Here is a 25,527-nt window from a genome sequence, read left to right as displayed (position 1 = left end):
CTCTCCTATTCCTCAAGATGAATGTGTCTTAGTTGGCCGTCCCAATCGGGTAGGGCTGTTTTTAAAAAGGCTGGAACTAGTTGGATATTCTGGAGCTGGTCCAAATCAATCCACTCACAGGGCTGCGATTTTTCATCTTCTTGCATGGTCAATGGGGCATCTTCAAGCAAATCCACCAGATAATGAAACTCGATATTGTGATAGGAAACACCGTCCTGTTCAAAACGATTTTCAACCACGAAAGCTAGTTGTCTAGCCTCAGCTTTGACACCTAATTCTTCCCTGACTTCACGGACTACCGCGTCTTCCGTGCTTTCATTGACTTGAATCGCACCGCCAATAGTGTAATACTTGCCCTTATCTTTGGTAACTAGGAGCTTGCGATTTTGGAGAATCAAGGCTGTCGCCCGAACTCCAAAAACCGTATTTTCTACTCTTGTCCGAAAGTCTTGTTGAATCATCTTTTTTCCTTTCCTCTAAACGACACAAAAACAGTCAAAACTCCAAAGAAGTGCAGGACAAAAAGCCTGCAACATCCATGAGCTTTGACCATCATTTCTATTGCTTTTATTATTGTAGCAAATTGAGAACATTTGTCAATCTATATGTACTGACAAACCTTGCCATCACGGTAGGCATTGTCAATCAAACCGCCACCTAGACACTCTTCACCGTCGTAAAAGACAACTGCCTGTCCTGGTGTAATGGCGCGCTGTGGCTCCGCAAAGATGACCTCTGCCTTGTCTCCTTTGACATGAACTGTCACCTTAGAGTCAGGCTGACGGTAGCGGAATTTAGCTGTGCATTCTAGCGTAAATTCCTCTGGCATATCACGAGTAAAGTGGACCTGACTGGCTTCTAAGCTAGTTGACATAAGCGAATCATGGTAGAAACCTTGACCTACATAGAGAATGTTCTGACTTAGGTCTTTTCCGACAACGAACCAAGGGGCATTGTCCCCGCCGTGTTGTCCACCGATCCCGAGTCCACCACGCTGACCGATTGTATAGTACATCAGACCAGCATGCTCACCCATATCGCGACCATCCACAGTCATCATACGCCCAGGTTGAGCTGGTAGGTAGTTGCTGAGAAATTCTTTAAAGTTCTTTTCTCCGATAAAGCAAATCCCTGTCGAATCTTTCTTCTTAGCAGTCGCAAGACCTGCTTCTTCTGCTAGTCTGCGAACTTCAGATTTTTCCAAATGTCCCAAAGGGAACATAGTCTTTTGGAGTTGTTCTTGTGAAAGTTGGCTGAGGAAATAGGTCTGATCCTTGCCATTGTCCACGCCACGAAGCATGTGAACAGTGCCATCCTCATCACGCGCCACACGGGCATAGTGCCCAGTCGCTACATAGTCTGCTCCCAAGGTCATGGCATAGTCCAAAAAGGCCTTAAACTTGATTTCCTTGTTACACATAACGTCTGGATTGGGCGTGCGTCCTGCACGGTATTCCGCTAGGAAATACTCAAAAACGCGGTCCCAGTACTCTTTTTCAAAATTGACAGAGTAGTAAGGAATGCCCAGTTGGTCTGCTACCGCAGCCACATCCTTATAATCTTCGGTCGCCGTACAGACGCCGTTTTCATCTGTGTCGTCCCAGTTCTTCATGAAGATACCGATCACGTCGTAGCCCTGCTCCTTGAGCAAGAGAGCCGTGACCGACGAATCAACACCACCACTCATCCCCACGACAACACGTGTTTTAGAGTTATCACTCATGGTAGTTCTCCCATCTATTCGTTTATTCACGATTGAAGGTCGTGTTTGCTATCACGATTGAAGGTCGTTTGAGCAGTTTTCATTATAACATGCTTAGATAGAGAAGACAAGGAAGATGCTGACAATCTATCGCTCTCTTATGTAAATACATGAAGATATGAACACAAAAGAAGGCAATTCATACCTAAACCTCTATTCTCTTTATAAACTTATTTTTTAAAATCAGCTAAAAATGATATACTGTAATAAGGAGGAACGCGCACATGATTCCATACATATATCATCATCCATGTGCGTATAACTATTGTGAAAAACTACAAAGAGATCCTAAAATCAAAAAATACCATTTTTACTATTACCATTGTTGTGGGTTTTGGACTTTTGACAGGCTTAGTCCTCCATCAAGAAAAAATCCAAGCAGAGAGAGGGAACGTTGCTCTCGTCAACCATCAAAAAAATCAACAAGATGTCGAACAAGTAAAAAATGCCATTAAAGACTTCAATATTGATTCTGAAACCATTATAGAAGATTGGAAAAAGATCCAAGAATTGAAACCAACTACTGATGAAGGCAAAAAGACACTAGCAGACTTTCTTACTTCTACTGCCGATAAAGTCACAAATCATTATAGTGAAAAAGCTTTAAAACTAGATATAAAAGATTCTGATAGCCAGTTTCAAGATAAACAAACACTTGAAACGACCATCACTTCCTTACAAAAAATAATAGACATCATTAAAAACATTAATTCTGCCAGCGACCAAGCTACTCTTGAAGAAAAGATAAAACCAATTCAAGAACTAATCTCTAAATTCCAAAAACAAGTTGAAGTCTTGACTAAAAAAGAGGAACAAAAGTCTAACCAGACTGAAACGACTAGTAGCGTTCAGAGAGTAGAATCCTACAATTCAGAAGATAGCAACTACACTCCAACCTACTCTGAATCATATGGAAGCATTAGTAACTCCCAAACACCTGCAGCTGAGCAATATTCATCTGGTAGTAGTGGAAATAATGTTGTCAATACAGGAGATCAAGCAGAGGCTAATACCAATAGTAATCATGCTGAAGATAGCAATACAAATAGTCATCAACCTACTAATTCAGGTGTAGAAAATCCATAAACTTGTCAGAGCCTTAATAAATCTGCTACCACTAATGTTTACATCAAATAAAAATAATAGTACATAAAAAGAGCCATAATAATAGAATTTATTAGATTTATTTTAGTATGTCCAATCACTAGTCCAATAATTGGACTAATAGACATGCTTAGATATAATAAAAATAACAAAAAATGAATCTCACCAATTCCTGCAAAAAAATGTTTCATTTTAAATATCCCAATTTTACCTTTCGTCTTAATAATCCACTAGCAAATCTATTGACTTCTCTTTTTTTGAAAAATCTTGCTAGCAAATTTACTCCACTTAATGCCATTAAAATTTCAATGGGCAAAAAATAGTAATCCCATATCAAATGAGAAAGCAGCAATGTTAGAAATAGTATACAGTCAATATAACTATTCTTAAAATATTCTGTAATTACATAATATAGAAATGCTACAACCACTGAAATTAAAATAACTATCATAATACTATCATCCTGTCCTTCTCACTAGTACTATTTCCAAATTTTCAAACCAAATTAGTTGAAATTATTTCATTTGTTGTACGAACAGGTCGAACTTAAACTATCTTTTTATTACTCAGTAATAATTTCCGAGATTTCATTTGATCGTATTCTCTATTCATACAGAAATCAAAATTTTGCCTTAACCAACTTGTATAATAGAAAAAATCTAATTGATTGATTCTGATGAGCTGTATCCTAATTTTATCAACCTTTTCTTGCCAGTTGTTATTGTTACTAATAGACATTTCATACATCAGTAACTCGACAAGACCTGTACACAGAAGGGTATTATGAGAATCTTCGATTTTTTTCAAAACATCTTCAAAGAGTTCACTATCCGTTAAAAAGGGGGATTGGTTAATCGCATCATACAGCAGAATACACATTAAATCAGAATAAGTTAGCTCTGATTTTTGTATTTTATCCTTTAACGTTTTCGTCAAATCACTTTCAAACGAATCTTCTTTTTGCCATTTGTTTTGATTAAAAAGAAATTCCGTCTTATTAAAAACGAGATGGTTGATATCCATTATAGTCCAAAAAAAGATTGTAGTAAGCGCAATGATAGCAAAAGGAATTTTAAAAATAAATACTAGGATAATAGCAATTTCAAGAAAGAAACTCCATATAATCCTAGATTTTAAATCATCAGTAGACAAACTTTTTCGATGAAATGAAAAATAGGGCGAGAATCTTATATTTACTTTTTTCCTTCTTAGAACTATAAAAGGAAAAATCGTAATAAGACCCTCTTTCTTGTATAAATCTTTCAATGCATATAGTAGGTCTAAAACTATTTTTGAGAAAATCAAACTACAGAAAGTAAGACTCATACTGATCACAAAATCAAGGGGAACTTCTAGATTCAATGGCAAGTTATTCACTAAGACATGCAACTCTATCCACAAGACAAAAAAAGGGAGCATTAGTAAGAAAACAATTAGTTTACGCATCATAATTTTACAATATCCTCATCTTTTTTAATTTTGCATAAATCATCATTGCTATGATTAAAATCAAAAAAAGAACATTAATCCAAATAATTAACTTTTTTATTTCTTCGCTAACAAAATCATAGGCTAAAAAAGTTATGGATGATATAAATAGACATACAAAAAAAATAATAACAAAATTTTTTTCCATTTTAATACCCATATCTAGTTACCACAAGGCGTTTATGGTACTCTCTTACTTACATCATTATTATCCCAGTTCGTTGTAATAGCATCGACAATTGACACCCAAGCAAAACACATTACTCAGAAATCTCTTCTACTCATATTTTCGTATCTTTTTTACTTTTTATATTACTATGATACAATATTTTTAATAGAATTCAATTTTTTGTTAACTTTTTTCACGAAAAGGAGAAAATCATGCGCTATGATTTCGGAAAAGTATATAAAGACATCCGTGAGTCAAAAGGATTAACCCAAGATGAAGTCTGTGGAGGTGTTCTCTCAAGAACCAGCCTATCAAAAATCGAAAGTGGAAAAACAACTCCAAAATATGAGAATATGGAATTTCTTCTCCGGCAAATCAATATGAGTTTTGAAGAGTTTGAATATATCTGTCACCTCTATCAGCCGAATCAACGAACAAAAATCATGCAAACTTATCTCAATATGGGCTCAATCCTAGGGACTAGTGAACTCGAAAAACTATTTCAAAAATGCCAAGACTATCTCAAAACCCACCACGACCTTCCTATAGAGGAGATCAGCGACATGCTTGAAGTTGTCATTTATATCCGTCAACACGGGACAGGGGAACTATCAGACCACGCAGAACAGGTTGTCAAGAAACTTTGGAGGAAAATTGAAAAACAAGATATTTGGTATGAGAGTGACTTAAAAATCCTCAATACCATCCTTTTCAGTTTTCCCATTGAACACCTCCACCTCATCACTGGAAAAATCTTGTAACGCCTTGAAATCTATAAAAACTATCAACATTTATATGGCTTACGAATGACAATTCTACTCAACCTTTCCACACTCTATCTATACAATCAAGATAAAAATATGTGTCAACAGATCTGCTACACTTTACTAGAGGATGCTAAGAAAAAGAAAAGATACGATAATTTAGCGATCGCCTATGTTCGAATAGGTATTTGCACCAATAATGAGCTTCTTATCCAGAAAGGTTTTTCCCTTCTGGAGCTAACCAATGAAACCTCCATACTATCTCATCTCCAAAAAGAAGTAGAGACCTATTATCAAGCAAAGAAAATATAAAAAAGTCGAGGAAATCCCTCGACTTTTGCATCTTATTCTGCTAATTAGTTCTTAATACCAACCGTTGTTAAGCCAGAAGTTCTTAGCTGCAGACCATGAACCGTAACGTCCTGCAACGTAGGCATCTGCTACACGTTCTTGGTTTTCTGCTGAGTAGTCACCGTTCAAGTATGAATCTGTCAATTGGTAACGTCCGATGTAGCGTCCGTTTGTAGCTGTGTAGCTACCGCCTGATTCTTTTTGAGCGATCCATTCTTTGGCTTCTGCTTCAGATCCGCTTACTGTTGCTGCTGGAGCAGTGTGGCTTTCTTCCACAACTGGTGCTGCTGGAGCTTCATAAGTTGTTGTTTCAGTTGCTTCTGCTTCGTAAGTTGCAACTTCTGTCGTTGCCTCTGTTGTAGCTGGAGCCTCATAGGTTGTTGAAGTCGTTGCAGCTACTGCAGCAGCTGGACCATCAATAATCAAGACTTGGTCTACAAAGATAAGGTCAATATTTTCAATATTATTCAATTCAGCCAATTTTTCAACAGTTGTGTTGTGTGTTTCTGCAATTTCTGAAAGAGTGTCACCAGCTTTAACTGTGTAAGTTGTTGTCTCTTGCGCAAAAGTTAGTGATGGTGCAAGGAATCCAAGTACGACTGCCAATCCTGCAAATTTTGTTTTAATAGTTGATTTCATTTAAAAAGTTTCTCCTTCTTTCTTATATTTCCATCATACCCTACTATTATTACTGTTTCTTGACGTTTTTATGTAGAAATGTTACAAGACTATGTTTTATTTCACTTAAATAGCCTTTTTTTGTTACAAAAGGCTTGATTTTATAGGCTTTGCGAGGATTTTAGATATTTTATCATGGAATTGAGCGCTTGCATCTAATCTTTGATATAATAGAGGTAAGAATCTTTTGAAGGGGAAACAGATGCAATCACTTCGTTTTCAATCTGTCTTTGATATCATTGGACCAGTCATGATTGGGCCATCTAGTAGTCATACAGCAGGAGCTGTTCGAATCGGGAAAATCGTCTCATCTATCTTTGATGATACTCCAACTGAGGTTGAATTCCAGCTTTTTAACTCTTTTGCAAAAACCTATCGTGGACACGGGACAGACCTTGCCCTTGTAGCTGGAATCTTAGGAATGGATACAGATAATCCAGAAATCCCTAACAGTTTAGAAATCGCCCACAAGCGTGGCATCAAAATCGTCTGGACTATCCAAAAAGATAGCAACGCACCTCATCCAAACACTACGAAAATCACTGTGAAGAATGATCGTAAGACTATCAGTGTAACAGGAATTTCAATTGGTGGTGGTAATATCCAAGTGACAGAGCTCAATGGTTTTGCGGTATCCCTTAATATGAATACTCCTACTATCATCATTGTCCATCAGGATGTTCCTGGTATGATTGCTCACGTAACAGAGGCCCTCTCTCGCTTTGATATCAACATCGCTCAGATGAATGTGACCCGAGAAAAGGCTGGTGAGAAAGCCATTATGATTATCGAAGTTGATAGTCGCAACTGTGACGAATCTATCGAAGAAATTCGTAAAATTCCTCATCTGCACAATGTCAATTTCTTTCAATAGGAGGAACTATGTTTTATTCTATCAAAGAATTAGTCCAACAAGCCGACTTAGATTTTCAAGGAAATGTTGCTGAGCTCATGATTAGGACTGAGTTTGAATTGACTGGTCGTGAGCGCGAAGAAGTTCTCCTTCTCATGGAGCGCAACCTTGAAGTCATGAAAGCTTCAGTTGAGCTTGGTCTTAGTGAAAAGAAATCTCGTAGCGGTTTGACAGGTGGTGACGCTGCCAAGCTTGACCACTACATCAAAAAAGGAAAGACCTTATCAGACTTAACTGTCTTGTCTGCTGCTCGTAATGCTATCGCCGTTAATGAACACAATGCCAAGATGGGTTTGGTCTGTGCCACTCCGACAGCTGGTAGTGCTGGCTGCCTTCCAGCCGTTCTCACTGCTGCTATTGAAAAGTTGGATTTAACTCATGAGCAACAACTAGACTTTCTCTTTGCTGCTGGCGCTTTCGGGCTCGTCATTGCTAACAACGCTTCTATCTCAGGAGCTGAAGGAGGCTGCCAAGCAGAGGTTGGCTCTGCTTCTGCCATGAGTGCCGCTGCCCTGACCTTAGCTGCTGGAGGAAGTCCCTATCAAGCTAGCCAGGCCTTGGCTTTTGTCATTAAAAATATGCTCGGTCTCATTTGTGACCCTGTTGCAGGCTTGGTTGAAGTTCCTTGTGTCAAGCGTAACGCTATGGGAGCAAGCTTTGCCTTCATCGCAGCCGATATGGCTCTGGCTGGTATCGAATCAAAAATCCCAGTTGATGAGGTCATTGACGCCATGTATCAAGTAGGATCTAGCTTACCAACTGCCTTCCGTGAAACTGCTGAAGGGGGGCTCGCTGCCACACCTACAGGTCGTCGCCTTCAAAAAGAAATCTTCGGCGAATAATTTCAAAATCATTAGGAGAGTATATGTCATCAATTTCTGCTATTTTTTTCGATTTAGATGGAACGCTAGTTGATAGTTCTATCGGTATCCACAATGGTTTCACCTATACCTTTGAGCAACTGGGAGTGACAAGCCCTGATGCCAAGACTATTCGTGGTTTTATGGGGCCTCCGCTAGAAACCAGCTTTGCCACTTGCTTACCGACTGAGCAGATTGATCAAGCTATCCAGCTTTATCGCTCCTACTATAAGGAAAAGGGTGTTTACGAAGCCCAGCTTTATCCTCATATCAAAGATTTACTCGTAGAACTAGCTGAACAATATCCTCTCTATATCACAACAACCAAAAATACACCAACAGCAGTTGATATGACTAGTAATTTTGAGATTGACCACTTCTTTGACGGCATCTATGGTTCAAGTCCTCAAGCCCTGCACAAGGCAGATGTCATTCGTCAGGCTCTGGAAACCCATCATCTAGCTCCTGAAACGGTCGTTATTATCGGAGATACCAAGTTTGATATGATTGGTGCCCAAGAAACTGGTATTAAAAAACTAGCAGTAACCTGGGGATTCGGTGAGGAGAAAGACCTCATGGACTATCATCCTGACTGGATTGCTCACCAAACAGAAGATATTTTAAATCATTTACAGAAGAAAGATTAAGCAAAAGACCCCCAAATCTAGTATCTCCTAGACTTGGGAGTCTTTTTATCTGTACTTGACTCGGAAAAATACCTTTCCTCACATTGGTTACATTATTCAAAAGGGGAAACTTCTTCGGCTTCAACTTCTTTAGATCTATCGATAGTGACTGTTTCTACTTCCTTAGTGGGCATAGCTAGCAAGACCAAAAGAGCGATACCACCCATTGGAACGAAGTGAAGGAAGATGAAGGCCCAGTGAAGACCTGCATCACGCAAACGGCGAACTTTTACAGCAAGGCTTGGTGTAAATAACACTATAGCTAAAATCATATAAACACTTATGATTGCTACTCCTAAAATAGGATCTGTTCCTCCGGCATCCTTCAAGGCCATTTGAAACCAGAATATATAAAGGGGTAGGAACAAAATACTATTCATCAGCCAAACCCACCAAAAGTCTGAACGTGTTGAACGGCCTGTAAAATCTGCATAGCCTTTAAAGAAATTTTTATATGCCTGAATCATACGCTACTCCTAATTGATTGGTTGTATATGTTAGTCTCTCAAATACTGCTAGAAATCACCAATATTTACAAATAAAACACTCCTCAATCCACAAATGGATATGGGAGTGTTAGTGATTTACCTACTAGTAGGAAGAATGCTAGTCAACTAAATAGATGGTGAAGTTTGGCTATCCTATTTGTTGTCTGGTTCTTCGAAAGGTGAAACTTCCACAACTTCTTCAACTTCAACTTTTTCAGCTTTATTAAGGGTTACTACCTCTACTTCCTTGCTTGGCATAGCTAACAAGACTAGTAAAGCAATTCCTCCAACCATTGGGATAAAGCCAACGAAAATGAGTGCCCAATGGAAACCAGCGTCACGGAGACGACGAACTGTCAACGCAAGCCAAGGCAAGAAAAGTGCCAGACCAAAAATCATGTAAATAATAGCAAGGCCACCAAAGGCAAGAAAAGCACCCTCGCTTCCTTCGCTAAATATAACATTAAAATATGCTGAGTAAAAAGGGACAAGGAGGATTATGTTTGTTAACCAAACCCACCAATACTCTGAACGTGTTGAACGGCCTGTAAAATCTACATAACCTTTAAAGAAACTTTTATATGCGTTAATCATAAGTTACTCCCTAATTTTTTTATTTACTATAGTTTATCATATCTGTTCAATAATAACAAGTTTGTTCAAAAAACTCTGAAAGTCTCTCCAAATCTAGAAAAAAAAAGATACTATCCCTTCCCTCCTATCAAAAAGAGTTCTAGGGATAATACCTTAGTTTTGTTTTTAATCAGCGTGAGTTGTTTCATTGGCAAAACCGATAATGGCTTGCTTCAACTCAGAACCTCGCAAGGCACGGAATTCTTCAATCTTTTGATTGATGACTTCAAGTGGCATGACATTAACCTTACCTACAAAAATTTTATCCATGACTTGATTATCCACTAATTCGGTTGATACTAGCAACTCCTCATAGAGTTTTTCACCTGGACGGATCCCCACTTCTACAATCGGAATTTCATTTTCAGTACGTCCACTGAGAAGAACCATTTTCTTGGCCAAATCATAAATCTTAACAGGTTGCCCCATATCAAGGATGAAGACTTCTCCATCTTTGGCATAAGCTCCTGCATGGATAACCAAACGACTAGCTTCTGGAATAGTCATAAAGTAACGAGTCATACGGAAGTCTGTCACGGTCACTGGACCACCCTCTGCAATCTGACGCTCAAAGACAGGAATCACACTACCACGGCTACCAAGAACATTCCCGAAACGAACGGCACAATAGGTAGACTGACTACGTTGGTTGAATCCTGTAACAATCAACTCTGCCACACGTTTGGTAGCTCCCATAACGTTTGGTGGATTAACTGCCTTATCTGTCGAAATCATGACCATCTTCGGCACCTTAGCTACATCAACTGCCTTGGCAACGTTATAAGTTCCGAGGATGTTATTTTTAAAGGCTTCTTTGGGATTACGTTCCATCATCGGCACATGCTTATGGGCAGCAGCGTGGTAAACAATAGCTGGTTCATACTTCTCAAACACTTGAAGCAAGCGATCGTAGTCTTGAATATCTGCAATCACAGGAACATAGTCAATTCCTTGGAAGCTACGAATCAATTCATGATAAATCAGATAAATCGAATTTTCCCCGTGTCCCAAAAGAACCACGCGCTCTGGATTGAAGCGACTAACCTGACGACAAATTTCAGAACCGATAGAACCTCCTGCTCCTGTCACTAGGATGGTTTTACCAGTAATTTCTGATCCTAGGCGTGACTCATCAAGTTTAATTTCTTTACGCCCCAAAAGGTCCGTAATATCAATCTTTTGGAAGCCACCTACTTGCGGATGGATACCTTGGACAACCGACTCAATCTTGGGCATCTTATAACACTTCAAGCCAAGTTGGTTACACATTTTCAAGATACGCTCATATTCTGATGGATCAAGGGAAGGGATCGCAACAATGACTTTCTCAATCTGATGACGTTTGGCCAATTCTGGCAACTGATCATAGGAACCTAAAACTGGGATACCACCGAGCTTCTGACCTTTTTTCTTTTCATCATTGTCTAAAATACCGACTAACTCAAGATCACTCGTAGGATGTTGGTAGCTGTTCATAAAGAGAGCTCCACCGTCCCCGGCACCAATCAAGAAGGTACGACGGTGTTCCCCTTCTCCATCACCCTTTTTACGTCTAGAATAGATCAACTGCCAAGTGATACGAGGAAGTAAGATCAAGAAGGTGCTGAGCAAGATAAAGAGAACAATGAAACGCACAGAGAAAAGTGGCAAGAAGGCGTAGCAAATAACATAAGACAAGACACTGCTGATACTTACTCCGATGAATATTTTCATAAAGTCTGTTATTTTGCTATAGCGACTGATGCTGGCATTGAGCCCCCAAAATCCAATCATAATCTGATAGAACAAGAAGGTCAAGCTAGTATAGATGACATAGTCCACAGGTGCTGGATTGATCAATCCATAAAATAAAATATAAGAAACAATGATAGAGGAAATCATGCTGGCAGCATCAAAAATACCCCAAAATACTTGTTTTTGTTGTTTATTTAGTACTTCAACCAGATCAATTACATAATCTGTCATTTTTTTGTTCATGTGAATGGTATCCTCCTACACAAAATCACATTTTCTAGTAATTACAAGATGTTTTTTAACAACTGATTAACTAGTTGCTTTTTCTCAATAGTTTTAAAAATATAAACTGTCGTACAAATCCTGGACATAGGGCAACGACAACTTGGATTAAAACACTTTTCAGATATTCGCCATAAGAAATCTGTCCACGCGCGTGCATTCTTTGGCGTGCTTGGCGATAGAGTTTGAGATAGCGAAGACCACCACGGCGTTCAAACATCCCCGCTCCCACGCGCACCTTACAAAGAATCTGATCCACATTTCCAGTCCGAGCGCCAGCGCTAATCATATTGAGCCAAAGCAGGTCATCTTCCATATAAAGGCCATCTTCATAGTTGCCTGCCTTTAGAACCATCTCTCTTTTGAACATAACAGTCATGTGATTAAAGGCACTTCTCATACGTTGATAGGCGATTATCTCTTCGTGCTTGATAGGAACGCGACGATAGGACACTATTTCATCAGGTTGGTCAATAAATTCTGCGATATGACCTCCCAGCAAGTCCAAGTTTTCCTTTTCCATCAAGTCAAACTGTTGTTCGAAACGATCTTCGACAGCAATATCATCTGTATCCATACGAGCGATGACGTCATATTGGCACTGTAAGACGCCGTACTGAAGCGCTAACCCTAAGCCACGATTTTGTTCGAGTGGACAGCGTTTGATTGGAATACTTGACTGTGCTTCCAATTTTTCCAAAACTTGATACAGTTCAGGTGTCAGTGGACCATCTTCAACGATTACCACTTCACTAGGCTTAAGCGTTTGATGTAAGATACTCTCTACCGCTTCTTCTAGAAAGGTAGGATTTTCTTTGATATAGACTGACATCAAGACACTAAATTTCCGATTTTCAGACACAGTTTTTCTCCAATGTATAGATTTTCTTCCACTATTTTATCACAAATTTTCCGACTTTCCTATTTTTATTTGAATCCAAGAAAAAAACTAGTAAACAACTCATCCTTCTTTACTTTTATTTAGCTCAAGTAAAAACCGAATCTCCCTACTCTAGCTTGACATCTCTGGTAAAAAAACTTAAAATAAGCTGTTATCAAAATCATCTTAGAGAGGTTCACATGAAAAAACGTTCACTCTTTTTTGTCCTAGGAATTGCCCTAATCGGAACTGTCTTACGTTCTCCATTTACAGCTCTACCTACCATTTTAGGAGACATTGCTCAAGGTTTAGGAATTGAAGTCAGCTCACTTGGGGTTTTGACCAGCCTTCCTCTCTTGATGTTCGCCCTCTTCTCCTATTTTGCGAGTCGCTTGGCTCAAAAAATTGGACTTGAGCATCTTTTTACCTATAGTCTCCTTGTCTTGACAATCGGCTCAGTGATTCGTATCTTCAATCTCCCATTGCTTTATCTGGGAACCCTACTCATCGGAGCAAGTATCGCTATTTTCAACGTGCTTCTGCCTAGTATGATCCAGGCAAACTATCCACAAAAAATCAGTTTTCTAACGACACTTTATGTAACTGCTATGGGAATTTCGACAGCTCTTGCTTCCTATCTCTCTGTACCCATTACTCAAGCAAGTTCTTGGAAAGGCTTAATTCTTTGTCTAAGCCTGCTCTGCTTGCTAACCTTTTTCATTTGGTTACCCAACCATGGTCACAATCATTTTCTAGAAGGACATGAGAAAAAACAAGAGAAAGAGAATATCTTAAAAAATAAAAATGTCTGGGCCATCATCGTTTTTGGTGGACTTCAATCCCTCCTCTTTTATACTAGCATGACTTGGTTACCAACCATGGCCATCGGTGCAGGACTATCTCATACAGATGCTGGGCTTCTGGCTTCTATCTTTTCACTGATCAGTATCCCCTTCTCGATGACTATCCCAAGTCTCACAACTCGTTTGTCAGACCGCAATCGTCACATCATGCTGGCTGTCCTCTCCCTAGCTGGGATGCTAGGAATCTCTATGCTTCTCTACCCAAGCACAAGTTTCGTCTATTGGCTAGTTACCCATCTCTTGATTGGAACTGCCTGTAGCGCTCTTTTCCCTTACCTCATGGTTTGTTTCTCCATCAAAACTAGCTCTCCTGAAAAGACAGCCCAATTATCTGGGCTTGCCCAGACAGGTGGTTACATCTTGGCGGCATTTGGTCCTACCTTGTTTGGTTATAGCTTTGACCTTTTCCAATCTTGGATTCCAGCGGTAATGGCTCTCCTCATCATTGATGTCATCATGACCATCTCCCTCTTTATGGTGGATAAAACTGAGAAAATCCTCTAAAAAAGTTTTTGGGATTTGCCACAAATAAATACACTTTTCAAGCCAGACTGAGTCTGGTTTTTTGTATGAGTATATATCTAAAAATCATCATACATATACTAGGAGGAAGATGTGGTTTTTGATATAATAAAATATGTAGAAACTAATTATGAAACGAAAAGGCAGATTAGTTTTAACTAGCAATAATTACTATTTCAAAGTGAGGGCATAGTATGGATGGACAGAAATACAATTTGGAACAAAGTCTAGCAGAGTTAGATAAGCTCCTTGACTTATCAGCAGACCAGACAGATAAGACTGCCTGTGAAGCTCTAGCAGAAAAGGCAAGAATAATTTATGAGCAATTCCCAGAATCTGAAGAGATAGCGTTACGATATGCTAGGATTTTAGTCAATTTATCAACCATACAGACTGAGTTGAAGGAAATAGAGACATCTGCTGAAAAATTAGAGAATTTACAGCAACAATTCCAGGATTCACCTGATATAGCAGAAGCATTTGCTAGGATTTTGTTCAATTTGTCAACCGAACAAACTGAGTTGAAGGAGCGGAAGGCTACTGCTGAAAAATTAGAGAATTTACAGCAACAATTCCAGGATTCACCTGATATAGCTTTGCCGTATGCCATGATTTTGGTTAATTTGTCAACCAAGCAAACTGAGTTGAAAGAGCGGAAGGCTACTGTCGAAAAATTAGAGAATTTACAGCAACAATTCCAGGATTCACCTGATATAGCTTTGCAGTATGCCATGATTTTGTTCAATTTGTCAACCAAGCAAACTGAGTTGAAGGAACTAGAGACCACTGCTGAAAAATTAGAGAATTTACAGCAACAATTCCAGGATTCGCCTGATATATCTTTGCCGTATGCCATGATTTTGTTCAATTTGTCAACCAAGCAAACTGAGTTGAAGGAACTAGAGACCACTGCTGAAAAATTAGAGAATTTACAGCAACAATTCCAGGATTCGCCTGATATAGCTTTACGTTATGCTAAGGCTTTATTCAATTTGTCAACCGAGCAAACTGAGTTGAAGGAACTAGAGACCACTGCCGAAAAATTAGAGAAATTACAGCAAAAATTCCAGGAATCACATGATATAACTTTGGAGTATGCTTGGATTTTGGTTAATTTATCAACCAAGCAGACTAAGCTGAAGGAACTAGTGACTACTACTGAAAAATTAGAGAATTTACAGCAAAAAATACCTGAATCGCATGATATAGCAGAAGCATTGGCCAGGATTTTGTTCAATTTATCAATCAAGCAGACTGTGCTGAAGGAAATAGAAGCTACTGCTGAAAAATTAGAGAAATTGCAGAAAAAATTCCCTGAATCGCCTGATATAGCTTTGCCGTATGCCAGGATTTTGGTTAATTTATCAACCAAGCAGACTGAGTTGAAGGAACAGATAACTACTGCTGAAAAATTAGAGAAATTGCAGAAAAAATTTCCTGAATCGCATGATATAACCGAAGCATTGGCCAGGATTTTGTTCAATTTATCAATCGAACAGACTGCGCTAAAGGAAATAGAGATTACTGCTAAAAAATTAGAGAAATTGCAGAAAAAATTCCAGGATTCGCATGATATAGCTTTGCAGTATGCTATGATTTTGGTTAATTTATCAGCAGAGCAGACTGTGCTGAAGGAAATAGAGATTACTGCTAAAAAATTAGAGAAATTGCAGAAAAAATTCCAGGATTCGCCTGATATAGCTTTGCAGTATGCTATGATTTTGGTTAATTTATCAGCAGAGCAGACTGTGCTGAAGGAAATAGAGATTACTGCTAAAAAATTAGAGAAACTGCAGCAAAAATTCCCTAAATCGCCTGATATAGCTTTGCAGTATGCTATGATTTTGGTCAATTTATCAATCAAGCAGACTAAGTTGAAGGAGCGGAAGGCTACTGCTGAAAAATTAGAGAAATTGCAGAAAAAATTCCAGGATTCGCATGATATAGCAGAAGCATTTGCCAGGATTTTGGTCAATTTATCAATCAAGCAGACTAAGTTGAAGGAGCGGAAGGCTACTGCTGAAAAATTAGAGAAATTGCAGAAAAAATTCCAGAAAGCGCCTGATATAGCTTTGCAGTATGCCATGATTTTGGTTAATTTATCAACCAAGCAGACTAAGTTGAAGGAAATAGAGACTACTGCCAAAAAATTAGAGAAATTGCAACAACAATTCCAGGATTCGCATGATATAGCTTTGCAGTATGCTAGGATTTTGGTCAATTTATCAACCAAGCAGACTGAATTAAATGAGATTGAGACTACTGTTGAGGAATTACAAGTCTTGCAACAACAATTCCCTGAATCACCTGATATAGCTTTACAGTATGCTAAGATTTTGTTCAATTTTTCAACTAAGCAGACTGAATTGAATGAGATTGAGACCACTGTTGAGAAATTTCAAGCCTTGCAACAACAATTCCAGGATTCTGAAAAAATTGCTTTTATATATGGCACGTTTTTAGCAAGTTTCCTTAATCATCAAACGGAGTTAAGTGAACGTCTTCAAACCACAGAAATAATTAAAAAACTCTATGAACAATTTTCCAAATTCATGTTACAAAATTTTGATGTTCTTTTTTTTAATAATGATAATGTTTGTGACAATAAGGAGTACAGGCTATTCGATTTTGTCTTAAAAGAAGGACTTTTAAAGAACACTAAATATGCTATTTTACAAACATGGGCACAGCGTTATAAAGAAGACTCGAGTGAACTAAGGAACTTGCTATCAATTTATCAACTTGTTCAAAAAATTAAGTATCAATTGGGACTTAAAAACGAAGATAAAAATAAAGTTCTTGAATTCGGCCATTACACCAAGGGAAGCACTCTCCAAATTATGTTAGATCAAGAGGAGAATGAAAAGAAGAAAGAGGAGAATGAAAAGAAGAAAGAGGAGAATGAAAAGAAGAAAGAGGAGAATGAAAAGAAGAAAGAGGAGAATGAAAAGAAGAAAAGTACTTTTTCGGTATCTGGAAAAACTCGATTGTATAATGCTAATTATATGAATGATCCTGAAGAAGGAATCGTCATAGAACAGATATTGGGCTTAGATAGGCGAGACATCTTGGAACCAAGCTCTTGGTTTTTAATGAGTTTTACAAACAAAACGGATGATTTGACCATGTGGTCCCAGTATGGTGATGATGCCAAAGGCGTTTGTCTGGTACTTCGTGAAGATGATTTTTCTAGATTTACTTCCTTCAATGATGTTTCTTGGCGTAAAGAGGGCATCTCCTTAGTAGAGACAATGAATAAGATAGAATCTACTCTATCGTACGATTTAAAAGGCTCACCAAATGAATTAAATAATATTAAACCAACTGTAGCTATTAAAGATGAAGAAAAAAGGTCGAAATCTGAAAAAAAAGAGAATCTACCAAAAGGGAATAGTGATTATCTCTACCGAATTGCCTATGTTAAGCATACAGAGGAAAATTTGAAACTAGAACGAACTGAACTATTTGAGAAGTCGGAAATAAAAGAATTAGAAAAATTGTTGAATAGTTTAAAAGAAAAACTAGATATCGGTTCAAAAATCAAGGAAAAGAATTATCAAGATGCCATCTCCAACTGTATCGAAGAAATTCGCTACTTGTTTAAATCTGTAGATTACAAATATGAAAACGAACTTCGTATTTTACGCTATGCTAATCTAGACCCAAGTAATGATAAAATAAAAATTGATAAAGAATCTGGAATTGGTAAACTTTATGTAGAACGGGAAAACCCAATTCAAATTGAGAAGGTCATTTTTGGTCCTAAGTTTCAAAATCCTGAATATGTAACGCCTTTATTGAAACTTTTGGATAAGAAAATTAAGTATGAGAAATCTACGATAAAATTTAGATAGATACACTCCTATTCTAAATAACACTCATAAAATCTAAGAGAATTTACCTAAAAGCCAAATGATATGAAAGCCAGACTGTGTCTGGTTTTTTGTATCTTCACAATATTTTAAAAAGTATAGATTTACCAAGCATACTGCTCTTCCTACGCGCAAAAATGGTATAATAAAGCTAGGAAGACTCCGGTTACAATTTATTAGGAGTAGCACTGTTTGGGTACATAAAAGGTTATTACTTTGGGAATTGATAGTTGAAGCGATGCTAAAGTAGAAATTATAAACGTCTGCATTTATGATTATTTTAACACCATTAAGAAATTTTGATTGGATAAAAAATCTCGATTATCCAAAGACCATTGAATCATGTAAGGAGAAATTTGTATGCTAGCAAAAGCAGGGGACGTATATTGTGTTTACAATTTCCATCTAAAAAAATACATAGCTTGTCAGATAACCAAGATAGAAGAAGGGGAGAAAAAGTCGCAGGCTGTCCTACTGTCATTAGACTGGTCAGGAGAACAACCTCTTAGAGAAGAAGAACTATCTTCTTTGAAGCCACTGTACATCGATTTTATGTACTGGGATAGAAGCTTGCATCTGAGTAATGTTGATATTCATGTACCGTCAAATTATATTTTTATTGGTAATACAACACCATTAACAACCGAAAGCACAAACACATATGCTATGTTTTGGGGAAATGGTTACGATATTTATAGGCAACTGAAATGGCAAGAAATACCAAAAGAAAAAAGAGATTTATTTAAGAAAGCAGATAAAAGCAAGGAAAAAGTTTCATTTGCAGGAAATGAGTGTCGTATCTCTAAACACAATATCAATGACGAGTGGACGCCTTTTGAAGACGCATTAGAATTAAAGGTCTTTCCTTGTTTATCTAAGTTGGCATTAACGAAATGGCACAAAAATTTATATGAGTATTTGCAGTCAACTCCTTTTATTACAGAACTAGTTCTTAAAAATCATGGACAAACAAAACTGAATTTTTCTAAGACATCCATACATCGGCTTTCCATTGATTTGACAGGTGTAGAGGAACTTAGATTGAATGATGATTTGGAGGAGCTAGTCTTATTAGGAGACATGAGCGACAATTGTCAGATACTTGTAAAGGACCATGGAGCCAGCTTACGATTACAACTTGATCGTTCTCTACCTAAGGTGCTGGGATTAAAAGATTTAGGAGCCATCCATTGTTCTAACATCCTTGAAATAGACTTTGCACAAATCTTAAAAAACTATCCAAAGCTTAGGGAATTAAGATTGTGGGGGAAACCTGGTCATATTCTTAATTTCCACAAATTGTCAGAATTAAAAGAGTTAGTCAATTTTTCAACTGTTGATTTGTTTGGCTTTACTGCAGAGGATATCCCAAAACCAGAAGATTTACCTCGATTAAGCATGTTTTGGATGAGCAGCTTACCAGAAGAGGCCGCTAAAGTAGCCAAAAAATATTATAAAAAACAGCAGGACAAGGGACTGAATCTTTGGATAACTAAACCGAGAAAAGCTGAATGGCTAGCCCAAAACCTAGACAATCCGTTTCGCTCATGGGATGGACAAGAAAATATTTCAACCGCAAACGCAAAAAAAGCAGCCTCTCTATATAGAAAGACTAGAGCAAACCTTATAAAGCTTCTAGAAAACCCCAACGAGGATACTATAAAACACATCGAAGCCCTCATAAGAGAATATACTCAAGGTTTCAATAAAATGGACAAGCGTAACTGTTTTATTGAAACAATCGAGAGAGAGGATATCTATGATGCCCTGGTCGAGATCTTAGATTTACTACCTGAAGATTTAGGGATGGATAAAGAAAAATTTATAGAAATCTTTGATGAGCTAAAAGATTTTTAAATGAGAAGCCTTTCTAGTTCATTCTTGAAACGGAGATTATCATGACTAACTTTATACAGACTATCACAGTAGAAAATCGGCAGGTCGACAAAGAAAATTACTTTACAATTGGCTACTCTCCTGAGATAGAAAAATCTTTACTGTGTGTTTATATTTCTTGGATTGCTGGTTACGAACGATATTACGAGTTAGATGACGGAGATTTGGCTCTCTTTGAAAGGAAACGAGAAGAATTTCTCAAAAAATATGAAAAAGAAATCAAGGCCTATCGGACTGAAAGATTGATTGGTTCTGGGGCTCTGAGGGATTACAATTTCAGATCTTTGCCTGAGAATATCCTAGAAAACTTGGATAGCTATCCTCCATTTAACGGATATGTCTATCAAAACGGCATCCTCTGTGCCAAAATCAAGATTGAAGACAAGTATTTTTATCTTCCGCCCATTTATGATGAGGATTGCAGATAAGCATTGCCTCAAAGTAATGCAAAACAGCCTCTAATCTTCTAATTTTTACTAGGAGATTTTTTATATATAAAAATTTTACACATATTGCTTGACAGGGCTTACAAATAGATGTATGATGTATGTGTAGAATAATTATATATAAAATTTTTACATACTAAAAAAGGAGGTGCCTCATGTATTTTCCAACATCATCGGCTTTGATTGAATTTCTCATCTTGGCCATCCTAGAACAAGGGGATTCCTATGGTTATGAGATTAGCCAAACCATTAAACTCATTGCCAAAATCAAGGAATCTACCCTCTACCCCATCTTGAAAAAACTGGATACCAACCGCTATCTGACTACATACTCACGCGAATACCAAGGTCGGATGCGGAAATACTACTCCTTGACAGAGATTGGAGAGGAGCAACTCTTTGTCCTTCGAGAAGAATGGACACTCTACACTGACACGATCAATGGCATCATAGAAGGGAGCATTCGCCATGACAAGAACTGAATATTTGAATCAGCTTGAAGCCTATCTGATGAAGCTTCCTCAATCTGATCGCATTGAAGCCATGGATTACTTCAAAGAACTCTTTGATGATGCGGGTCCAGAAGGTGAGGAGGAGCTTATCGCTAGCCTGGGAAGTCCAAAAGAGGCTGCCCATGATATCCTGACCACACTTCTTGATAAGAAAATCAACGAAGAAAATTCCAGCAAGAACGACCGCCATATTTTACGCATCGCTCTTCTAGCCCTTCTTGCAGCTCCTATCGGAATTCCAGTCGGAATTGCTCTTCTCATGGCTATCATCGGGATTTTTATCGCTGCTGTCAGTATACTTATAGCCTTCTTTGCTGTATCAGTAGCTGGACTAATCCTAGGAGGCGTTCTCCTATTTGAAAGCTTCTACGTTCTGGCTGAATCGACATCTGCTTTTGTACTGATTTTTGGTGGAGGTTTGCTAGCTATTGGAGCTTCATCTTTAGTTCTGCTGGCAACGTCCTATGTAACACGTTTCTTTGGATTACTAGTCCTTCGACTTATCCAATGGATTCTTAATAGAGGAAAGAGAGGTGAAAGACATGCGTAAATGGACAAAAGGATTTCTTATCTTTGGTATTGTTACTAGTATCATCGGTTTTTCAATGATGATCATCGGCATCCAAACAGACGGTGTCAGAAGCCTCCTTGCAATGTCACAAAAACCAGTATTTGAAAGTCGAATGGAAGAGCTCGTTTTCGACCAAGACATTGAAAATCTAAACATGTCACTGACAGAACATTCGCTCGTCATTAGAGAATCTAGCGATGACAAGATTCACCTTCAGTATCACCCGACCATCTCTGAAAAAGAAAATCTCCAACATTCTATCAAAGAAAAAACTCTTGAGATTTCAGACACCAAGCCAACTACACGTCCTTCTGTAGGTTCTAGTATTGAGGGAATCCTATTTATCGCAAGCGGAGTCTCTAGACGTAATGATGAAGTCGTTCTATCACTACCGAAAGGAAGAGAGTTAAAAAATCTAACAGCCCAGGTCGACCATGGTGTCCTTTCGATTGCTAAAGCAAAACTCAGCAATGCCAAAATCCAGTCAAATGGCTATCTTCTTCGGATCACTAATAGCGAAATAAAAAATAGCCAACTGACCACAACTGGAATTGTCAATGTATTTGAAACCAGTCTAACAGATAGCCGCATCCAAGCAGAACATGAACATATCTCTGTAGACGATATCCAAGTGCATGGTAAGGTAGAATTCGAGGCAGAAAATGACATCATACTCATGTTGTCCCGAAAAGAGCTTGAACGAATCAATCTCAATCTCTCATCAGAATACGGGGCTATCTATCATCGAACTCGAGAAGGAGTGAATCCCGTCCAGGGGAATCATGTAAATAATGACGAAGAATTCTCAAATCCTTACAAAGTAGAGAAAAAAGATACGCAAGATCTCCTCGTCGCAAAGGCAGGTCAAGATATCAATATTCCTGACGAACCGGATCGCTCACCCAATTCGAGAAATCGTTAATAATAGCTAATCATTACTACTTAAACAAGAAATAAAAAAGGAGGTTTCATCATGACTCAAGAATGGTTCGAAAGTGCTGATTTCGAGAAAACAGCCAACAATGAGAAAAAAGATAACCCATCTGACCCAGTCATTCCCCAAGAAGAGTTAAAAGAAAAAGAAGAGTTGCCAGTAGTTGAGGAAAATTCCCAAGCTATTCCAAAAGATAAGGAAACTAGTGAGGAAACTGTAGAGACTGAAGAGCTCGCTGAAAAATCAGAAAAGATAGATAAGTCAGAAGAACCTGTAGAGACTGAAGAACAAGAAGAACTGGCAACAAAGACAGACCAAGCAGAAAAATCAGTTAAGGAAGCACCTCAGCCTAGCAAATCTTTGGAAAGTCCATTTATCCCAGATCCTGTCCCTACAAAAACTGCAATCTTCAAAGAAGAATTAGCTGATTTTTGGACTTGGCTACTAGGTGCTCTGAAAGAGCCGACAGCTCGTTTTGATACAGATAAAAAACACAGTTATAATGCCTTTGCACTCCTAACTATCTTTTCTACTACGAGTTTCCTCTTTACTGTTTACCATGCCAAACATAGCTACTACGGCCGCATGGCAAGTATTGATGCCAACTTCGTGGAACAATTCCCATCTCTCAATCTCTTTTCTGTCTTCTCTATTTTAGTAGCGACAAGCCTCTTCTTCTTTTCAATCCTCATGGGTGGATTTGTAGTCAAACGCTTTGTCGATCAGGACAGTGATTGGACACTAGAAAGAGCTTTTCAAGAGTATAGCAGAATTTTCGCCCTGCCTATCCTACTGACAGGAGTCGCTAGCTTCTTTGCCTTCTTTAACGGCCTACGCTTTGCGGCTCTTCTCTGTCTCATTAGTATTGGTATGGTCCTACTTGGCAACCTCTACATCATCTCAAGACCGAGTAAGGATAGTAAAACTGATCCTTTCTACCGTCTTCTCTTCGCAGTCCTCGTCAACGGAAGCGTCCTATTTCTCTTTTTCCTAGCAGAAATGGCACTGGTTTCTGACTATCTCCGAATCCTAGCTTTTATGTAAGATAAAATCCTGTCACTCTGACAGGATTTTTTGTGTACACAAAAAGCAGACCAAAAACGATCTGCCTTATCACATTATTTAAAACTAGTATCTTTCATTTAGACCTCTAGTTACCTTTTACCAAGTTCTCAAAATCTTCCCCCAAAACTGGTCCTACCACTATTTGGTTGGCATCCAAATCCTGACAAAGTTCCTTTGGAAGAACTTCTAAGAAGGTTTGATAATCCAGTCTGGCTACTGCTTCATAGTCTTCAGGCTTAGAACCATCTCCAGAGATTTTTACCAAGTCAATCTCCCAGACAAGGTTCTTACCAGCCAACTGTTCAACATAAGGTACAGGAACAACAGGACCTTTTGGCAAAATGGTTTTTACTCCCTGAGCTAGGTGATAGACCCCATGAACCTTACCTTCACCATCTGGATAAAATTTAGCGCTGGAAGGAAAAGCATCTGACCCTTGAACCCTCTTAACTAACTCTTCAAAACGTGCCAAGCCATCTTCTTCCAAGAAACTTTCTAAATCCTTCTTATCAAAGTAGACAGGTGATAGAATACCTTGGCAAAAGGCCAAACGAGCAGCCTTATCAGCTAGATAGTTCTTAACCGTTTCTTGGAAATAGTTTTCCAAATCAAAGTCTGCCAAGCCTTCAACTGCTTCACCAAGCTTGCTAGACAAAGCCCGCAAGAGCCCTTCTACAATCTCCCAGTCAGCTCTTGTAATCAAGTCAGGAATGATGACTTGATAGCCGTTTTGAGAGTCAAGGTAGCGAACTTTAAAGAGAAACTGAGATTTTCCCACAACAGCACACTCGATATACTCAAGACGATTGAGAGGTTGACGGAGGTAAACAGCATCATAACTATGCGACTCTAGGCCTTCTACTAAGCCTAAAATTGATTTAGCTGTAAGAATCTCCTGTTGTCCTATAATACTTTGTTTATTTGGAATAAAAAATGTCTTCACCATAATGGTCTCCTTTGAAATCGTTTACATATAGTATACACCATTTTCCTGAAAGATGCAGAAACAAATTTAAGATTTTTTGGTCAAAAGCATAGAAAAACAGCCCGTCAGGACTGTCCTACTTTTATACAACTTCAGAATGATCCAAGTTCTCACCAATTGCTGCTAAACGCTCGATGACTTGATCTTGTGTCAATTCATGTTCTAAAACATAGCGATTACGTGGGTGAACACGGCACTCGTGTGAGCATCCACGAAGATACTTGTCTTCGTTGTCTTCTGATGCCAAGATACGGCGGTTACAGAATGGATTTCCACAGTTGACATAGCGTTCACATGGTGTTCCATCAAACCAATCTTTCCCTACAATGGTTGGATTGACATGGTTGACATCGACTGCAATACGTTCATCAAAAACGTACATTTTCCCATCCCAAAGTTCCCCTTGAACTTCTGGGTCTTTACCGTAAGTGGCGATTCCTCCATGCAATTGACCGACATCTTTGTAGCCTTCACGAACCATCCAACCAGAGAATTTCTCACAGCGGACTCCACCTGTACAGTAAACAACGACACGCTTGTCCATGAACTTTTCCTTGTTATCACGGACCCATTGTGGTAACTCACGGAAGTTACGAATGTCTGGACGGATAGCCCCGCGGAAGTGACCAAGATCGTACTCGTAATCGTTACGTGTGTCAAGGACAACTGTATCTTCATCTAGGAGGGCTTCTTTAAATTCTTTTGGTGACAAGTAAGCACCTGTTGTTTCAAGAGGATTGATGTCGTTATCAAAGTTATCATCCTCTAAACCAAGGTGGACAATCTCTTTCTTATAGCGAACAAACATCTTCTTGAAGGCTTGCTCACTTTCTTCGTCAATCTTGAACCAGAGGTCTTCCATACCTGGAAGGCTGTGAACATAGTCCATGTATTTTTGCGTTGTTTCGTAGTCTCCAGAAACGGTTCCGTTGATCCCTTCGTCTGCGACTAGGATACGGCCCTTGAGGCCAATAGACTTACAGAAAGCCAAGTGGTCTGCAGCAAATTGTTCCGCGTTTTCGATGGGAACATATTTATAGTAAAGTAAAACTCGAATATCTTTTGTCAT

General features: G+C 38.5%; 24 protein-coding genes and 1 pseudogene. 13 read left to right on the top strand and 12 right to left on the bottom strand.

Features of this window, described 5'->3' with window-relative positions; genetic code table 11:
• Nucleotides 1-5 precede the first annotated feature (5 nt).
• A complete protein-coding gene (locus QM887_RS06905) occupies nt 6-461 on the bottom strand; it encodes an NUDIX hydrolase (RefSeq protein WP_414271104.1) in 456 nt (151 codons plus the stop codon).
• A gap of 140 nt (nt 462-601) precedes the next feature.
• A complete protein-coding gene (mnmA, locus tag QM887_RS06900) occupies nt 602-1,723 on the bottom strand; it encodes a tRNA 2-thiouridine(34) synthase MnmA (RefSeq protein ID WP_414271103.1) in 1,122 nt (373 codons plus the stop codon).
• A 306-nt stretch (nt 1,724-2,029) separates the two neighbouring features.
• Between mnmA and QM887_RS06895 the strand changes: the two genes are divergently transcribed.
• Nucleotides 2,030-2,848 (top strand): hypothetical protein, encoded by an 819-nt coding sequence (locus QM887_RS06895; RefSeq protein WP_414271102.1) that lies wholly within the window; start codon nt 2,030-2,032, stop codon nt 2,846-2,848.
• A gap of 205 nt (nt 2,849-3,053) precedes the next feature.
• Here the strand turns inward: QM887_RS06895 and QM887_RS06890 are convergent, their stop codons facing one another.
• The 3 genes from QM887_RS06890 to QM887_RS06880 form a co-directional block, all read right to left on the bottom strand.
• Nucleotides 3,054-3,317 carry a hypothetical protein gene (locus QM887_RS06890; RefSeq protein WP_414271101.1) on the bottom strand — a complete coding sequence of 88 codons (264 nt, stop codon included), beginning with the start codon at nt 3,315-3,317 and terminating at the stop codon, nt 3,054-3,056.
• Between the two features lie 95 nt (nt 3,318-3,412).
• The gene (locus QM887_RS06885; protein WP_414271100.1) at nt 3,413-4,315 is read right to left on the bottom strand and encodes a hypothetical protein; all 903 of its coding nucleotides are present in this window, start codon (nt 4,313-4,315) and stop codon (nt 3,413-3,415) included.
• A gap of 4 nt (nt 4,316-4,319) precedes the next feature.
• A complete protein-coding gene (locus tag QM887_RS06880) occupies nt 4,320-4,514 on the bottom strand; it encodes a hypothetical protein (RefSeq protein ID WP_414265900.1) in 195 nt (64 codons plus the stop codon).
• A gap of 221 nt (nt 4,515-4,735) precedes the next feature.
• Between QM887_RS06880 and QM887_RS06875 the strand changes: the two are divergent.
• A pseudogene (locus QM887_RS06875) lies at nt 4,736-5,599 on the top strand (helix-turn-helix domain-containing protein).
• 51 nt (nt 5,600-5,650) lie between these two features.
• Here the strand turns inward: QM887_RS06875 and QM887_RS06870 are convergent.
• Complete coding sequence (locus tag QM887_RS06870) at nt 5,651-6,277, bottom strand: LysM peptidoglycan-binding domain-containing protein (RefSeq protein WP_414271099.1); 627 nt, start codon at nt 6,275-6,277, stop codon at nt 5,651-5,653.
• Nucleotides 6,278-6,518: 241 nt separating this feature from the next.
• On the opposite strand from QM887_RS06870, the gene sdaAB reads away from it, so the two are divergent.
• The 3 genes from sdaAB to QM887_RS06855 are packed head-to-tail and all read left to right on the top strand — an operon-like array spanning nt 6,519 to nt 8,736.
• Nucleotides 6,519-7,190, top strand: a complete 672-nt coding sequence (gene sdaAB / locus QM887_RS06865) for an L-serine ammonia-lyase, iron-sulfur-dependent subunit beta (protein ID WP_414271098.1) — start codon at nt 6,519-6,521, stop codon at nt 7,188-7,190.
• Between the two features lie 8 nt (nt 7,191-7,198).
• Nucleotides 7,199-8,071, top strand: coding sequence for an L-serine ammonia-lyase, iron-sulfur-dependent, subunit alpha (gene sdaAA / locus QM887_RS06860; protein ID WP_414271097.1), 873 nt, complete (start codon nt 7,199-7,201; stop codon nt 8,069-8,071).
• A gap of 23 nt (nt 8,072-8,094) precedes the next feature.
• Entirely contained in the window at nt 8,095-8,736 is a 642-nt protein-coding gene (locus QM887_RS06855; protein WP_414271096.1) for an HAD hydrolase-like protein, read from the top strand.
• Between the two features lie 92 nt (nt 8,737-8,828).
• On the opposite strand, the gene QM887_RS06850 is transcribed toward QM887_RS06855, so the two are convergent.
• The 4 genes from QM887_RS06850 to QM887_RS06835 form a co-directional block, all read right to left on the bottom strand.
• Entirely contained in the window at nt 8,829-9,242 is a 414-nt protein-coding gene (locus QM887_RS06850; protein WP_414271095.1) for a DUF805 domain-containing protein, read from the bottom strand.
• A 174-nt stretch (nt 9,243-9,416) separates the two neighbouring features.
• Nucleotides 9,417-9,857: a DUF805 domain-containing protein gene (locus QM887_RS06845; protein WP_414271094.1), complete on the bottom strand. Its 441-nt coding sequence runs from the start codon at nt 9,855-9,857 to the stop codon at nt 9,417-9,419.
• Between the two features lie 165 nt (nt 9,858-10,022).
• Complete coding sequence (locus tag QM887_RS06840) at nt 10,023-11,873, bottom strand: polysaccharide biosynthesis protein (RefSeq protein ID WP_414271093.1); 1,851 nt, start codon at nt 11,871-11,873, stop codon at nt 10,023-10,025.
• A 70-nt stretch (nt 11,874-11,943) separates the two neighbouring features.
• Nucleotides 11,944-12,774 (bottom strand): glycosyltransferase, encoded by an 831-nt coding sequence (locus QM887_RS06835; RefSeq protein ID WP_414271092.1) that lies wholly within the window; start codon nt 12,772-12,774, stop codon nt 11,944-11,946.
• A gap of 218 nt (nt 12,775-12,992) precedes the next feature.
• On the opposite strand from QM887_RS06835, the gene QM887_RS06830 reads away from it, so the two are divergent.
• The 8 genes from QM887_RS06830 to QM887_RS06795 all read left to right on the top strand — a co-directional run bounded on the left by QM887_RS06830 (nt 12,993) and on the right by QM887_RS06795 (nt 23,452).
• Nucleotides 12,993-14,159 carry a CynX/NimT family MFS transporter gene (locus QM887_RS06830; protein ID WP_414271091.1) on the top strand — a complete coding sequence of 389 codons (1,167 nt, stop codon included), beginning with the start codon at nt 12,993-12,995 and terminating at the stop codon, nt 14,157-14,159.
• 212 nt (nt 14,160-14,371) lie between these two features.
• Nucleotides 14,372-18,031, top strand: a complete 3,660-nt coding sequence (locus QM887_RS06825) for a hypothetical protein (RefSeq protein WP_414271090.1) — start codon at nt 14,372-14,374, stop codon at nt 18,029-18,031.
• 378 nt (nt 18,032-18,409) lie between these two features.
• Nucleotides 18,410-19,906 (top strand): gliding motility protein, encoded by a 1,497-nt coding sequence (locus QM887_RS06820; RefSeq protein ID WP_414271089.1) that lies wholly within the window; start codon nt 18,410-18,412, stop codon nt 19,904-19,906.
• A 41-nt stretch (nt 19,907-19,947) separates the two neighbouring features.
• Nucleotides 19,948-20,373 (top strand): hypothetical protein, encoded by a 426-nt coding sequence (locus QM887_RS06815; protein WP_000181025.1) that lies wholly within the window; start codon nt 19,948-19,950, stop codon nt 20,371-20,373.
• Between the two features lie 173 nt (nt 20,374-20,546).
• A complete protein-coding gene (locus tag QM887_RS06810) occupies nt 20,547-20,873 on the top strand; it encodes a PadR family transcriptional regulator (RefSeq protein WP_000273853.1) in 327 nt (108 codons plus the stop codon).
• Nucleotides 20,860-21,453, top strand: a complete 594-nt coding sequence (locus QM887_RS06805; RefSeq protein WP_414271088.1) for a DUF1700 domain-containing protein — start codon at nt 20,860-20,862, stop codon at nt 21,451-21,453. Before QM887_RS06810 ends, QM887_RS06805 begins: the two co-directional genes overlap by 14 nt.
• Complete coding sequence (locus QM887_RS06800; protein ID WP_414271087.1) at nt 21,446-22,396, top strand: DUF4097 family beta strand repeat-containing protein; 951 nt, start codon at nt 21,446-21,448, stop codon at nt 22,394-22,396. The genes QM887_RS06805 and QM887_RS06800 overlap by 8 nt, the downstream gene beginning before the upstream one ends.
• Before the next feature lie 51 nt (nt 22,397-22,447).
• Nucleotides 22,448-23,452, top strand: a complete 1,005-nt coding sequence (locus QM887_RS06795; RefSeq protein ID WP_414271086.1) for a DUF6574 domain-containing protein — start codon at nt 22,448-22,450, stop codon at nt 23,450-23,452.
• Between the two features lie 106 nt (nt 23,453-23,558).
• Here QM887_RS06795 and QM887_RS06790 read toward each other — a convergent pair whose 3' ends face one another.
• Nucleotides 23,559-24,419, bottom strand: a complete 861-nt coding sequence (locus QM887_RS06790; RefSeq protein WP_414271085.1) for a DUF4299 family protein — start codon at nt 24,417-24,419, stop codon at nt 23,559-23,561.
• Nucleotides 24,420-24,540: 121 nt separating this feature from the next.
• Nucleotides 24,541-25,527 (bottom strand): rhodanese-related sulfurtransferase, encoded by a 987-nt coding sequence (locus QM887_RS06785; protein ID WP_049494435.1) that lies wholly within the window; start codon nt 25,525-25,527, stop codon nt 24,541-24,543.

Origin of the sequence: Streptococcus infantis, assembly GCF_047460875.1 — a bacterium.
GTDB lineage: Bacteria > Bacillota > Bacilli > Lactobacillales > Streptococcaceae > Streptococcus > Streptococcus infantis_AA.
This window is presented reverse-complemented; position numbering and strand designations above follow the sequence as displayed.